The organism is Pseudomonas sp. CC6-YY-74, from assembly GCF_002025205.1.
Classification (GTDB): domain Bacteria; phylum Pseudomonadota; class Gammaproteobacteria; order Pseudomonadales; family Pseudomonadaceae; genus Aquipseudomonas; species Aquipseudomonas paeninsulae.
Window position 1 is genome coordinate 1,941,009 of record NZ_CP019947.1, and the last position, 13,992, is coordinate 1,955,000.

At 56.9% G+C, this 13,992-nt stretch carries 12 protein-coding genes, 2 rRNA genes and 2 pseudogenes (1 of these 16 cut by a window edge); 6 read left to right on the forward strand and 10 right to left on the reverse strand.

Annotation, left to right across the window (positions count from 1 at the left end; translation table 11 throughout):
* Nucleotides 1-63 precede the first annotated feature (63 nt).
* On the reverse strand, nucleotides 64-570 hold the full coding sequence (locus B2D37_RS08885) for a DUF1993 family protein (protein WP_079202348.1): 507 nt from the start codon (nucleotides 568-570) through the stop codon (nucleotides 64-66).
* An 81-nt stretch (nucleotides 571-651) separates the two neighbouring features.
* Between B2D37_RS08885 and B2D37_RS08890 the strand changes: the two genes are divergently transcribed.
* Nucleotides 652-1,005, forward strand: coding sequence for an MmcQ/YjbR family DNA-binding protein (locus B2D37_RS08890; protein WP_079202349.1), 354 nt, complete (start codon nucleotides 652-654; stop codon nucleotides 1,003-1,005).
* Between the two features lie 5 nt (nucleotides 1,006-1,010).
* Here B2D37_RS08890 and B2D37_RS08895 read toward each other — a convergent pair whose 3' ends face one another.
* From B2D37_RS08895 to B2D37_RS08905, 3 genes are all read right to left on the reverse strand, one after another.
* Nucleotides 1,011-1,712, reverse strand: a complete 702-nt coding sequence (locus B2D37_RS08895) for a DUF1294 domain-containing protein (RefSeq protein WP_079202350.1) — start codon at nucleotides 1,710-1,712, stop codon at nucleotides 1,011-1,013.
* A 40-nt stretch (nucleotides 1,713-1,752) separates the two neighbouring features.
* On the reverse strand, nucleotides 1,753-2,721 hold the full coding sequence (locus tag B2D37_RS08900; RefSeq protein ID WP_079202351.1) for an alpha/beta fold hydrolase: 969 nt from the start codon (nucleotides 2,719-2,721) through the stop codon (nucleotides 1,753-1,755).
* Between the two features lie 88 nt (nucleotides 2,722-2,809).
* The gene (locus B2D37_RS08905; RefSeq protein WP_079202352.1) at nucleotides 2,810-3,640 is read right to left on the reverse strand and encodes an undecaprenyl-diphosphate phosphatase; all 831 of its coding nucleotides are present in this window, start codon (nucleotides 3,638-3,640) and stop codon (nucleotides 2,810-2,812) included.
* Between the two features lie 338 nt (nucleotides 3,641-3,978).
* Between B2D37_RS08905 and B2D37_RS08910 the strand changes: the two genes are divergently transcribed.
* Entirely contained in the window at nucleotides 3,979-5,613 is a 1,635-nt protein-coding gene (locus B2D37_RS08910; protein ID WP_079202353.1) for a methyl-accepting chemotaxis protein, read from the forward strand.
* Nucleotides 5,614-5,621: 8 nt separating this feature from the next.
* A complete protein-coding gene (locus B2D37_RS08915; RefSeq protein ID WP_079202354.1) occupies nucleotides 5,622-6,236 on the forward strand; it encodes a hypothetical protein in 615 nt (204 codons plus the stop codon).
* 185 nt (nucleotides 6,237-6,421) lie between these two features.
* Here B2D37_RS08915 and B2D37_RS08920 read toward each other — a convergent pair whose 3' ends face one another.
* Complete coding sequence (locus tag B2D37_RS08920; protein WP_079202355.1) at nucleotides 6,422-6,889, reverse strand: DUF3429 domain-containing protein; 468 nt, start codon at nucleotides 6,887-6,889, stop codon at nucleotides 6,422-6,424.
* Nucleotides 6,890-7,079: 190 nt separating this feature from the next.
* Here B2D37_RS08920 and B2D37_RS08925 point away from each other — a divergent pair, with 190 nt between their 5' ends.
* The 3 genes from B2D37_RS08925 (at nucleotide 7,080) to queD (ending at nucleotide 10,690) form a co-directional block, all read left to right on the forward strand.
* Complete coding sequence (locus B2D37_RS08925) at nucleotides 7,080-8,954, forward strand: di-heme-cytochrome C peroxidase (protein WP_079202356.1); 1,875 nt, start codon at nucleotides 7,080-7,082, stop codon at nucleotides 8,952-8,954.
* A gap of 74 nt (nucleotides 8,955-9,028) precedes the next feature.
* Nucleotides 9,029-10,174 (forward strand): catalase family protein, encoded by a 1,146-nt coding sequence (locus tag B2D37_RS08930; RefSeq protein WP_079202357.1) that lies wholly within the window; start codon nucleotides 9,029-9,031, stop codon nucleotides 10,172-10,174.
* Between the two features lie 159 nt (nucleotides 10,175-10,333).
* A complete protein-coding gene (gene queD / locus B2D37_RS08935; RefSeq protein ID WP_079202358.1) occupies nucleotides 10,334-10,690 on the forward strand; it encodes a 6-carboxytetrahydropterin synthase QueD in 357 nt (118 codons plus the stop codon).
* A gap of 130 nt (nucleotides 10,691-10,820) precedes the next feature.
* Here the strand turns inward: queD and B2D37_RS08940 are convergent.
* The 5 genes and pseudogenes from B2D37_RS08940 to B2D37_RS08960 form a co-directional block, all read right to left on the reverse strand.
* Nucleotides 10,821-11,012, reverse strand: a pseudogene (locus tag B2D37_RS08940) (transposase domain-containing protein); the annotation flags it as partial.
* Between the two features lie 4 nt (nucleotides 11,013-11,016).
* Nucleotides 11,017-11,355, reverse strand: a pseudogene (locus B2D37_RS08945) (transposase); the annotation flags it as partial.
* 81 nt (nucleotides 11,356-11,436) lie between these two features.
* Entirely contained in the window at nucleotides 11,437-11,757 is a 321-nt protein-coding gene (gene tnpB / locus B2D37_RS08950; protein ID WP_079202361.1) for an IS66 family insertion sequence element accessory protein TnpB, read from the reverse strand.
* A 216-nt stretch (nucleotides 11,758-11,973) separates the two neighbouring features.
* Nucleotides 11,974-12,089: ribosomal RNA gene (gene rrf / locus B2D37_RS08955) — 5S ribosomal RNA — on the reverse strand.
* A gap of 152 nt (nucleotides 12,090-12,241) precedes the next feature.
* A 23S ribosomal RNA gene (locus B2D37_RS08960) occupies nucleotides 12,242-13,992 on the reverse strand (it continues 1,140 nt past the right edge of the window).

Below are 13,992 nucleotides of genomic sequence, written 5' to 3' on the forward strand. Positions count from 1 at the left end.
CACTTTCGCCTTACCGGGACAGCCGCACGTCCCTGAGTAACGGGCATTACAGCCCCTGGGGATTCAAGGCCGGCCGAGGAAGTCCATCTTGCCGATATCCAGGCCGTTGTGGCGCAGGATCGCGTAGGCGGTGGTCAGGTGAAAATAGACGTTCGGCAGGACGAAATGCAGCAAGTACTCCTGCCCCGTGAACTGCAACTCCAGACCCGGAAAGTTCAGGGTGATCGACTTGCCTTCGCTGCCCTCGAGCTGCACCGCAGTAACGCTGCCGAGAAATGCCTGGGTCTTGGCGATACGCGCCTGCAATTCGGCAAAGCTGCTTTCGTTGTCGGCATAGCTAGGGATGTCGATACCGGCCAGACGCGCGGCGCAGCCTTTGACGCTGTCGCTGGCGATCTGCACCTGGCTGATCAAGGGCAGCATATCCGGCGCCAGGCGCGCATTGAGCAGCACGCTCGGCTCGATCTTGCGCTCAGCGGCGTAAGCTTCGGCTTTATCCAGGATGGCCGACAGATTGCCAAGCATACGAATGAACTGCGCAAGCGAGGCGTCATACATGGACAGCGACATAAGGAAATCTCCATCGGGGCTGAAGGTTGGGCCAACACTCTGCTAGCTTAGCTAGAGAACCCGCAACAAGGCTCGAGGCACATGAAACAACAGGAAATAGCCGCTTTTTGTCTGCAACTGCCCGGTGCCCGCGAAGATTTCAAGTGGGGCAACAACCAGGTGTTTTCCGTGGCGGGCAACAAGATGTTCGCCATCCTCAATTTTCTCGGCCATGAGCTGGCGTTCAAGGTCGACAGCGATCTGTTCCTTGGTTACGTCGACCGCCCCGGCATCCGCCCGGCGCCCTATCTGGCGCGAGCGCATTGGATCAGCATGAGCTGCGCGCACCCGCCCCTTGGCGACGACGAACTGTGGCAGCTGCTGACCCGCTCGCACCAATTGGTGGTACGCAGGCTGCCCAAGCGCCTGCAAGTGGGCCTGCTCCTCGACCCGTGATCGATCTAGCGCAGCACGGCACCGAAATAGACGCCGTCCAGCACCAGCCAATCGAACCAGAACGCCTGGTGTGCCGCGACAATCGTCCAGAACAGCAGCTGATAAGACCCCTTGCGGGTTTTATGGCGAAAGATCTGCTGAGCCAACAAAGCGCCGGGCCAGCCGCCCAGCAACTCGACCAGATGCAAGCTGTTCTCCGGGATCCGCCTGCCGCCATGCAGCGCACGGCTTTTGTCATGCCAGTATTGCCCGAAGCTGATCAGGCTGGCGGCGGCATATGCCACCAGCGCCCAGATCAAGCCCGCACTCAGCAGCAGTTGCAGTGCGCCAAACAGCGGCAGGCCGCCCAACCCGGCGAACAGCAGCAACTTCAGGCCGCGGTTCTGAATCGGTCCAGAGGCCTCGCGTTTTGCCCTTGGCTGACTGGGTTTTCGCACCAGCGTAGGTGACGGTTTGGCGGACCGCGGCTTCCGCCGGATGGCCGGCTGATCGAGCGCCAAATCGCCCGCCAGGCGTATATGCTCGGCGCGCAGACGCCCTTGTCGGTCCTTGCCCGCGATATACAACACCTGGTCGCCGGCTACGGGACGCCGATCGCCACGCATCGCCGAGATATGCGCAAACACCTCGCCACCGCCCTGCTGCGGCTGGATAAAGCCAAAGCCCTTGTCGTCGTCCCAATTGCGCAACAGCCCGCGCTGTTCCATGACGCCAGTCCTTAACTGAAAAGGATCTATTCTAGCGGGCTCACGCGGCGTAGTGACGCGTGAGAAACGCCAGCAATAGCCGATTTACCTGGGCGGCCTGTTCGTTCTGGATCCAGTGACCGCAATCGCTCAGCAGATGCTGTTCCAGGTTCGCGATGCGCTTGGGCATCTGCTTGAGGGTGTAGGCTTCCAGGGTGCCAACCGGGTCCTTGTCGCCGAGCAGGAACAGCGCCGGTTGTTCGATGTGCTTGTCAGCCAACGCCTCGGTGCGCTGCCAGTTGCGTTCGAAGTTGCGGTACCAGTTGAGTGCGCCATGGAAACCGCGGCCAGTGAAAGTCTGCAGATAGTGGTTGAACGCCTCGGCATCGCACCAACGCGGCAATATGCAGGGGTCCTGCATGCCGTCGAACAACCCGGCACCCGCAGGCTTTTCCTGCAGGAAAAAATCCTTGGGTACGGCGGCAGAGGTGTTGTGCATCATCATGCGCAGGGTGCGCGGGATATCGGCGTCCATTTCCTGCTCGGCAACACCCGGTTGCTGGAAGTGCAGGATGTAATGGAAGCGCTCGGCATAGTGCTGACGCATCATGTCAATCGCGGGCTGCCGGGGCCGCCCGCCAAATGGCACGGCCATGCCAACCACTGCTTTTACCCGCTGCGGCGCCAATAACGCCAGGTGCCAGGCAATCGGCGCGCCCCAATCGTGGCCGACCACGCACGCCTCGCTGTGCCCGAGCAGATCCATGGCTGCCTGGATATCGCCACACACGGTAATCAGGTCATAAGCCGCCGGATCACGCGGCGCGCTGCTTTGCCCATAGCCACGCATTTCCGGGATCAGCACCCGATAACCGGCCGCCGCCAATGGGCCGATCTGCTGACGCCAGGAGTGCCAGCATTCGGGAAAACCATGCAGCAACCACAGCGGACGGCCATCGGCCGGGCCTGCACTGTAGAGGCTAAGCGTAATGCCGTTGACGACGAGCAGTTGGTGTTCCAGCGAATTCATAACAGGCCTCCATGAGCGGGCATCACTATGACAAAGGCGCGCCAAGCAGCGCGCCTTTTATCAATCCGCCGAATACAGCCTTACACGTTCAACCCTGGGCGGTACTCCAGTCGATCAGATGCAGCTGCCAGGTCGCCAGAATCAGCAGACCGAAACCGATGCGATACCAGGCGAATACCGCATAGCTATGGCTGCCGATGAACTTGAGCAGTGCACGCACGGCGATCATGGCGAAGATGAACGAGGTCACGAAGCCGATGGCGAACACCGGCAGATCCGCTGGCAGGAACAGTTCGCGGTACTTGTAGCCGGAGTACACCGCCGCGCCGACCATGGTGGGCATCGCCAGAAAGAAGGAGAACTCGGTAGCCGCCTTGCGTGACAGGCCAAACAACAGGCCGCCGATAATCGTCGCGCCCGAGCGCGAGGTGCCCGGAATCATCGCCAGACACTGGGCAAAGCCGACTTTCAGCGCATCCTTCCAGGTCATATCGTCGACGCTTTCGGCGTGGATAACATGCTCACGCCGCTCAGCCCAGAGCATGATCACGCCACCCACTATCAGCGCTGCAGCGACAGTAATCGGATTGAACAGGTATTGCTGAATCAGATCGGCAAAGCTCACACCGAGAATCACCGCGGGCAGGAAGGCAACTAGCAGATTGGCGGTGAAGCGTTGCGCTTCTGCCTCCCGCGGCAAGCCAACCACCACCTCGATGATCTTGCGCCTGAATTGCCAAACCACCGCCAGGATCGCGCCCAACTGGATAATGATATTGAACGCCATGGCCCGCTCACCGGAAAAGTCGATGAGATCGGCGACTATGATTTGATGACCCGTACTGGAAATCGGCAAAAACTCGGTAATACCCTCGACAACGCCCAAAATAAACGACTGCACGGCGGTCCAAAGATCCATCAACACTCCTAAGGCGCGCGGTATGCACCGCACGAACGACATAAATTATGTGAAACACCATCAACACGTGAACGGCTGTCGGACTCAGACCCTGTGCTTCGGTCCTAATAAACAGGAAAAGCCGGGAAACCCTCAGGTTTTGGCCTGCGCGGCCGAAATGCTATCAGAGACCCAGGTTTTATTGTCTGCATTAGAGCCAACTGATGCAGATTCGAGGAAATTTCGGCTTCGCCCAACGCCCCAAGCCAATTGGCGGATGGTCTAGCACAACCAGTGGTGCATTCCGTATATAAGGGACGCGCCCTGCCCCCCAGATCAAGAACCGAGAGAGCCTTTCTATGAACAGCCTACGCAGCCTGCCTATTAGCCGTCGCTTGTGGCTTATTCTCGTTGTCGCCATCGCCATGTTGTTCATCCTCGGGGCGTTGATGCTGCAACAGGTTAATCGCAACCTGTATGCCGCCAAAGAAGAGAAGACCCAGCACGTGGTACAGAGCGCGGCAGGCATTCTCGCCCATTACCACAGCCTCGAGACAGCCACTACGCTCAGTCGCGAGGAGGCGCAGAAACAGGCTATGGAGGTGATCCGCGGCCTGCGCTACGACGGCCAGGAGTATTTCTGGATCAATGACCAGACGCCAACCATGATCATGCATCCAACCAACCCCAAACTCGAAGGACAGAACCTTTCCGCCGTCAAGGATCAGGACGGCAAGGCGCTGTTCAATGAAATGGTGCAGATCAGCAAAACCAAGGGCGCCGGCCCCGTGCATTATCGCTGGCCGAAGCCAGGCTCGAGCGCCCCGATAGCCAAGGTTTCCTACGTTAGCTTGTTCCAGCCCTGGGGTTGGATCATCGGTTCGGGCGTGTACGTCGATGACGTGCAGGAGGAGTTCCAGGCACAAGCCTTACGCGCACTCGCTATCGGCATTGCGATCGCTCTGCTGATGACCCTGCTGGTAACCCTGATCTCGCGCAGTATTGCCCGGCCCCTGCAGGAGCAGGTCGACGCCATGGCCAACATCGCCAGCGGTGAAGGCGACCTGACCCACTCCATGGATACCAACGGCAATGACGAACTGACTGCCCTGGCCAGACACTTCAATGCCTTTACCGAAAAGTTGCGCCATGTGATCCGCCAGTCGCTCGACTCTGCCGGCGCACTCGATCAAGCCGCGCGCTCGCTCGGCGGCATTGCCCGTGAGGCCCAGCAGCACGGTCAGCAGCAATCCCAACAGATGGAACTCGTAGCCACCGCGATCAACCAGGTAACCTATGGCGTACAAGACGTCGCGAAAAATGCCGAGCATGCGTCGAGCGAAGTACATGCCGCCGAAGCCCAGGCGAGCCAAGGCCAACAGAACATCGATGCCAGCCTGCGCCAGATCAGCCAACTGTCCGGCACGATCAATCAGGCGGTGGAAGTGATTCAAAAGCTGGCTCTAGAAAGCACGCAGATAGGCAGCGTTTTGGAAGTAATTCGCTCGATTGCCGAACAGACCAACCTCCTCGCCCTCAATGCTGCGATCGAAGCCGCCCGCGCTGGCGAGCAAGGTCGCGGTTTTGCCGTGGTCGCCGACGAAGTGCGTTTGCTGGCGCAACGCACCCAGCAATCGACCGCTGAAATTCAGGGTATGATCGAGCGCTTGCAAGGTAACTCCGAGGCCGCAGTAAAGGTCATCAATGAGAGCAGCCGCGCGTCACAACTCACGGTCGAGCAAGCCAGCCTGGCCGGTGAGAGCCTGGGGCAAATAGCCCAATCGCTGCGCAACCTCACCGGTTTGAACGCCTCGATCGCCAGTGCCACACTACAGCAGTCGCAAGTGGTTGAAGATATCAACCAGAATGTCACCCAGGCAGCCGGTTTAGCGCACAGCAACGCCCTGGCAGCTGAACAATCCAGCGAGTCCAGCCAACGCCTGGGCCAACTGGCTGAGCAGCTCAATCAATTACTGGGCCAGTTTCGCGTATGAGGGAATGAATGAGCGGCATGGAACACCAGGAAGTCGACCTCGACCGACCACAGAATCAGGATTTGATCTGGGATCTGGACAGCATGGCTCGACGCGAGCTGGCTGAGAGCTTCATCAAGCTGTTCGAAAACCGCTTGTGCGTCTATTCCGAATCCGTGCGCCAGCTCTACACCAATTACAACCTGCACTTCCCTCACGATCAGGGACGCAAAATGGTGGTACTGCCCAACCCCTATGCGTTCCATGACACCCTGCATGGCATCGAAGCACACGCAGTACGCAAAACCGGACTCTGCGTATTGCCGGGCGTGGTACTGGGGAAACCGGGCCTGCTGTTATCCACACAGATAACAGACGGTGGCTCCGCGCCGAAAACCATGCCGTTCAAGCGCGCACTGGCGCAAATCATCAGCAATCAGAAGAAATCCGGCGACGTTTTTCTGCCCATCATGATGAAAGGTGATCTGCGCGAGTTCGATCAACAGATGCCATATATCCACTTGCACCGCTTGCAGATCAGCCACCTCAGCCGATTGTCCACGTTCGAGCGCGACGATATTCAGCAGACCATCACCCGTAAACTGCTAATGCTCTATCGCCAAGCTGACAGTCTGGCGTGTTAGCGCCAGGTCCGCTCCCACAACGCTAGATACCGGCTCATCCAGCTAGCCCACCAACCCCGACGGGTTCTAATGACGATGAGCCGTCCCTTCGGACTTGGCCAGCCTAAACAACGCGATCAGGGCTTTCACTACGACTGAGGGCAACGGCTCGAGTCGCGCGGGCATGCATCAGCGACGCACTGAGCTCATGCAACCAGCACGCTGGCCCAGGCCAATAACAAACTGAGTGAGACAACCACAGTTAGCGGCATACGCAAGCTCGAATACCAGCGTGGAGCCAACCCCAACTTGACCGCATGCACATCAGCAAAATGAAGACCTACGAACGCGATCAGAAGTGTCGGCAGGGCCAACCCCATTGGCATTCCTGCAGAAATAGCCAACCAGCCGAGCAATGGCGGAATCACCGACAAGCCTAACTGAATCTGCGCTTGCTCATCGCTCTCCTCGGCCCGTATCGCCAGGCCCCAATGGATCGCCCCCATAAAAGCCAGGATCAAGGCTGCGAAATCCAGCAACGCCTCTAAAACGAAGGGACGCCAACCCAATGGAATCACCCAGATTCCCAGCGCACCACTAACAAAGGGTAGCAACCCGGCATAACCGAGCAAAATTGCCAACTGCGGTGGTTTTTCGGCCTCAAATGGGTGCATTACCTACTCCTGACTTTCGGTTTAATGCCACGACCGTCTGCGACTTATCCATGTGTTGAGCAAAGGCCAAGTATTAGCAATGGAACAGCCCAGGCTTTCCAGCCTGAGAAAAATTAGTAAAGGCAGCTTGCCATCAACCATCCAGCTTGGCATAAAGTCAGAAAACAAGAACGCAACAAGGAAGTGTCTGATGCGTGTGCTCCGTATAGTTGCCAGCGGGTTCCTAGTGCTTGTGGTTTGCGCTCTGGCTCTGGGTTTCTACTTCATTGCCTACCCCAACCTACCCAGTTACCAGAAGCCGGACAAGCTCCACTACCTCAATCAATGGAGCGACGAGCAGCGCCAGACGTATTACTACACACCTCAGGGCACTCAAGTTAAAGGCTTGCGTTACGACTGGTTCAGCGCCCTTGAGCTACCCCTGAGTAGAGACAAATTTTCTGCGCCCGACTACCTGGCGCGCTTTGGCTTTCTAGTCGATCCCGACCAGAAGCCGACAGAATTCAACCCCGCCAATCTGCCTGTTGGCTTTGCCCGCCATGAAGATAGCGAGACGTCCACTCATTACCTGGATATAAGCTGCGCGGCCTGTCATACCGGCGAGTTGCGCTATCAAGGACAGGCCGTGCGGATCGATGGGGGCGCAGCGCTGCATTCATTGGCCTCAACCGTGCCGACGTTGAGAGGCGGCAGCTTTGGCCAGTCACTCGGCATGAGTATGGCCTTCACTTACTATAATCCCTTTAAATTCAAGCGTTTTTCCAAGGCCGTACTCGGTGAACGCTACCCGCAAGACCGTGATCAACTGCGCCAGGACTTCAAAGTCGTACTCGATCGCTTGCTCGGTACGGCATTCAACGACTGGCATCGCGACCTGTACCCGACCGAGGAAGGTTTTGGCCGTACCGATGCCTTTGGCCGCATCGCCAACAGCGTCTTCGGTGATGCTATCGACGCCAGTAATTACAGGGTCGCGAACGCCCCGGTCAGCTACCCACAAGTCTGGGATATCTGGAAATTCGACTGGGTACAGTGGAATGGCTCAGCCATGCAGCCCATGGCGCGCAATGTCGGCGAAGCGCTAGGCGTCGGGGCAACATTGCAGCTACTGCAAGCTGATGGACATCCTGTGCCGGAAGCTGAGCGATACACATCAAGCGTACGCCTGCGCGACCTGTACGCCCTGGAGGAAGCCCTCAAGCAGTTGAAGCCACCAGCTTGGCCCGTGGATATCTTCGGCAAGATCGACCTGCCACTGGCCAGCCAGGGTCGCGCCCTGTTCGCCGAAAACTGCGCCTACTGTCACGCCCCCGACCCAAAACCGCGCGCCGAACGTCTGGCGCCGGCACGCGATCCCGAATGGCGCATGCGCATCGTGCCAACCGACATAATCGGCACAGATCCAACCACCGCCGACAATATTGCCGATCACCGCTTCGATATGAGCAAACTCGGCTGGACTGAAGCGGAGCTCAGCAAGCTGGATGTCCGCCTTTTCGGCACGAGCCTGGATGACGTTGATCTGCGCAGTATCTCCAGCGCCAAGGGCCTGGCCTACCTGACCGCCTATGTGGAAAACCGCGCCTACCAAAACGCGGAGATCCAACCTCGTGAACGCTGGCGCATGAACGGCTACGGCCTACCTATAGGCGTGCAAGAAAAACGCGGTTACAAGGCCCGACCACTGCACGGCATTTGGGCCACCCCACCGTTCTTGCACAACGGTTCGGTTCCTACATTGTTCCAACTGCTATCACCCCTTTCGGAGCGACAAGCTCAATTCTGGGTCGGCAGCTTCGAGTACAACCCCAAGCATCTCGGCTTCGACAGCGGCAAATTCCCAGGTGGCTTCTTATTCGATACCAGCATCAGCGGCAACAGCAACCGCGGCCATGAATTTCGCGAAGGTTGCCGCCAGGACGGCGTGATCGGTCGTGCATTGCAACCTGAAGAGCGCTGGGCTTTGCTCGAATACCTCAAGGTGCTGGGCATCCCAGAGTTCGAAGCCCAACTCCAACCGATCAAAGCAACACCCTGGAACCCAGGACCCAAGTGCCAAGCTTGATCCAATACCGTTGACCGAACGGCAGAGCCGGTAGCTGCCAACAGGAATAACAATAACGAACAAGGATTAGCCTCATGCTCAATCGACTCTGGCTCTGGTTTGGCCGCTGGCTCGCAAAGCTAGTGCTATTGCTAGTGGTCATAGGCCTGAGCGCCTGGGGCATAGGTACGGTGTACTACAGCTGGAAATTCTCCGGCCCGGTTGCCAGCGAAGAACAAATCCCTCCCGGTGAAGCGGCGCTTACCCAAGGCATCATCGAAGATGCTATCCGGGTAGTCGAACAACACCGAGACAACACCCGTGTCCTGCGCGACGCCCATGCCAAAGCCCACGGCTGCATAAAGGCACAAGTAACCGTGCTCAAAAACCTGGACGGTAGTCTCCGGTATGGCGTCTTCAGCGAGCGAGGCAAAACCTGGCAAGCATGGGTGCGCTTATCCAACGGCAACGCTTACCCGCAATTCGACCGCGCTCGCGATGCCCGCGGCATGGCCCTCAAACTGCTAGCGGTGCCAGGAGAAAAACTCTTGAGCAGCCCTGCGCACACAACTGAACAAGACTTCGTCATGTTCAATCACCCTGCATTTTTCGTCCGCGATGTAGCTGAGTACAAAAGCAACTTCGCCGCCCAAGCCGAGGGCAAGAAAGCGCTGGCATTCTTTCCTGGCTGGAACCCGCAGAGCTGGGAAATCCGCCATTTGATCATTGCTCTGAAAACTCTTGCCCCCGCCCCCCAAAGCCCGGTTGAAACCACCTATAACTCCATCGCCCCGTTCAAGCTTGGCCCGCACAACATCAAATTCCGAGTCATTCCTGCGCCAGAGAACTGCCCGGATTATGCCCTACCGACACCAAACAGAGATCTGCCCAACTTCCTGCGCAATGCGCTCTACCAGCAGCTTTCGCTCGACCGCGTACCCGCCTGCTTCGCGCTACAGATACAGCGGCAGAATCCTGCGCACTACATGCCGATCGAAGACCCTAGCGTCGAGTGGGACGAGTCAATTGCAGCATTCGAAACAGTCGCCACTATCCAGTTGCCTGCGCAAGACTTCGACAGCAGTGAGCAAAATCTCTTTTGCGACAACCTGGCATTCAATCCATGGCACTCGCTACCGGAGCATCGTCCCATAGGCGGGATCAACCGCCTGAGAAAGGCTGTATATGAAGCCGTCAGCGTTTATCGGCAAGAGAGAAACCGGCAAAGCGCTACCAAGTAGAGGCCAGCGAGGTAGCGGCTAAACGCTGCAGGGCGTGGTGGTGCACTTGCAAGACCAACACACCAGGAGGCTGCACGCGTACGTTGGGCAACCAGAACTGGTAATATCACTCTTTATCGGAGCGGTGCGTGCAACCGCGAATTTTCAGAGAGACAACCCGTGGAACTGTTCAAAGAGTTTACTTTCGAAGCGGCCCACCGACTTCCCCATGTGCCCGAAGGACATAAGTGTGGGCGATTACATGGCCACTCCTTCCGCGTTGCCGTTTATATCGAAGGCGAGGTCGATCCTTACACCGGCTGGATTCGTGACTTTTCTGAAATAAAAGCCATCTTCAAACCACTGTATGAGCAACTTGATCACAACTACCTGAACGAAATTCCTGGCCTGGAAAACCCCACCAGCGAAGTCATCGCGAAGTGGATCTGGCAGCAACTCAAGCCCCTCCTTCCCGAACTGTCCCGGATCCGCATCCACGAGACCTGCACCAGTGGCTGTGTATACCGCGGAGACTGAACAAGCCGCCACTATCCAAAAGCCACCTGCGGGTGGCTTTTTGTAAGCGCGCCATAAATCTATGCCAACCGACGGCTGCACTGTAGTAATCGCCCTATAAATCCCGTCTTTTTATGATGGGGTTTGGCTGTCAGGGTGCGATTGCAGGTACGTAGTTCCAGGGTAACAGCGCTTCGTAGCCTTCGACGCTATTGACCTGAGGTAGGCGCTCGAGGATATGGCGCAAGTAGGCATGAGGCTCCTGGCCGTTGGCCTTGGCGGTTTCCACCAGGCTGTAGAGCTGAGCGCTGGCGGCCGCACTTTTAGGCGTGTCGCTGAACAGCACCAATAACCTGCTTGCGGCAACCGCACGTGCGGGTCAGTTCATGCTCGGGCAATTCGTGGGCGACTTCAACGCGTGGCAGTTCGGTCGGAAACGGCTTGCGCTTGCCGCGACGCTTGAGCGGCGTCACGACTTCTTCCTCGACCACCTCGGCGGCCACCTCGGCGGCCACCTCTGGCGCAGGCTCGGCCAGGCTTTCGGCTTCGTTGAACATGGCCAGCTGCGGCGAATCTGGATCAAGGGTTTGTTCGGATTTGCGGCCGAACAGGCGTTAGATTAGCAGCGTGTTTTATTCTTTAAGTTGACTGATTGTGCCCTGGTCCGCCTGACGCGAACTGAGCATCCGCACAAGCAGTTACTTGAGCAACACAGGATCGTCAGGAAGGGTTTCGGGCACGAAAATCATGCCGTGGATTATACCGACTCAGGTGACGAAACGCGGGGTCAACACCTGATGCGGACGATTGCGCCAGAGGTCGATGCCGTCCAATATCCAGTTCAATTCCTGGGCCGTCAGCACGATGGCATCCTCGCCTAGCTCGGGATGCGACTTGAAGCCCTCCGCTTCCAAGCGCTTGAGCCATAAACAGAAGCCGTTGCGCTCCCAGTACGGGATCTTCACCCGGTTGCGCGACTTGTTGAGGAAGACGAATAACACAGGGTCGAACACCGCCACCTTGATATCCAACTTGGCCAAAGCCGCCAGGCCATCAATGGATTTTCGAAAGTCGACTGGCTTGGGCAAGCAACCAACTCATCCAGTGGAAGCGCCGATAGGTCATGAGTGCCAGTCGAGTCGGCCATTTGTAAAGGCTCAAGCAAGGTGAATAACTATTCTAGACGAGTGGAGCACAGAATCGCTCACTCCGGTACCGCCCGATGGGTTACCGATGATTAGTCTTTTCTGCCCACAAAGACAAACCCCCCACCCGTTTTCACGGATGGGGGGTTTGGAATACAAGCTTGACGATGACCTACTCTCACATGGGGAAACCCCACACTACCATCGGCGATGCATCGTTTCACTACTGAGTTCGGGATGGGATCAGGTGGTTCCAATGCTCTATGGTCGTCAAGCAATTCGGGTGGAACATCGTGCTTCTTTTATCGAGAAGGACGCGGCTCCAAATTGGGTATGTGATAAAGGGTAGTGCGTGGTCTTGCAAACTTTCGGTGTGTTGTCGACTTCGATCGTCTAGCACACAAACAGCAAATTGTTTGGGTGTTATATGGTCAAGCCTCACGGGCAATTAGTATTGGTTAGCTCAACGCCTCACAGCGCTTACACACCCAACCTATCAACGTCGTAGTCTTCGACGGCCCTTTAGGGAACTCAAGGTTCCAGTGAGATCTCATCTCGAGGCAAGTTTCCCGCTTAGATGCTTTCAGCGGTTATCTTTCCCGAACGTAGCTACCCGGCAATGCCACTGGCGTGACAACCGGAACACCAGAGGTTCGTCCACTCCGGTCCTCTCGTACTAGGAGCAGCCCCTCTCAAATCTCAAACGTCCACGGCAGATAGGGACCGAACTGTCTCACGACGTTCTAAACCCAGCTCGCGTACCACTTTAAATGGCGAACAGCCATACCCTTGGGACCGGCTTCAGCCCCAGGATGTGATGAGCCGACATCGAGGTGCCAAACACCGCCGTCGATATGAACTCTTGGGCGGTATCAGCCTGTTATCCCCGGAGTACCTTTTATCCGTTGAGCGATGGCCCTTCCATACAGAACCACCGGATCACTAAGACCTACTTTCGTACCTGCTCGACGTGTCTGTCTCGCAGTCAAGCGCGCTTTTGCCTTTATACTCTACGACCGATTTCCGACCGGTCTGAGCGCACCTTCGTACTCCTCCGTTACTCTTTAGGAGGAGACCGCCCCAGTCAAACTACCCACCATACACTGTCCTCGATCCGGATAACGGACCAGAGTTAGAACCTCAAGGTTGCCAGGGTGGTATTTCAAGGTTGGCTCCACGCGAACTAGCGTCCACGCTTCAAAGCCTCCCACCTATCCTACACAAGCAAGCTCAAAGTCCAGTGCAAAGCTATAGTAAAGGTTCACGGGGTCTTTCCGTCTAGCCGCGGATACACTGCATCTTCACAGCGATTTCAATTTCACTGAGTCTCGGGTGGAGACAGCGCCGCCATCGTTACGCCATTCGTGCAGGTCGGAACTTACCCGACAAGGAATTTCGCTACCTTAGGACCGTTATAGTTACGGCCGCCGTTTACCGGGGCTTCGATCAAGAGCTTCGCGTTAGCTAACCCCATCAATTAACCTTCCGGCACCGGGCAGGCGTCACACCCTATACGTCCACTTTCGTGTTTGCAGAGTGCTGTGTTTTTAATAAACAGTCGCAGCGGCCTGGTATCTTCGACCGGCGTGGGCTTACGCAGTAAATGCTTCACCCTCACCGGCGCACCTTCTCCCGAAGTTACGGTGCCATTTTGCCTAGTTCCTTCACCCGAGTTCTCTCAAGCGCCTTGGTATTCTCTACCTAACCACCTGTGTCGGTTTGGGGTACGGTTCCTAGTTACCTGAAGCTTAGAAGCTTTTCCTGGAAGCATGGCATCAACCACTTCGTCGTCTAAAAGACAACTCGTCATCAGTTCTCGGCCTTGATCTCCCGGATTTACCTAAGAAATCAGCCTACCACCTTAAACACGGACAACCAACGCCGTGCTGGCCTAGCCTTCTCCGTCCCTCCATCGCAGTAACTAGAAGTACGGGAATATTAACCCGTTTTCCATCGACTACGCATTTCTGCCTCGCCTTAGGGGCCGACTAACCCTGCGTCGATTAACGTTGCGCAGGAAACCTTGGTCTTTCGGCGTGGGTGTTTTTCACACCCATTATCGTTACTCATGTCAGCATTCGCACTTCTGATACCTCCAGCAAGCTTCTCAACTCACCTTCACAGGCTTACAGAACGCTCCTCTACCGCTCATCCTAAGATGAACCCGTAGCTTCGGTG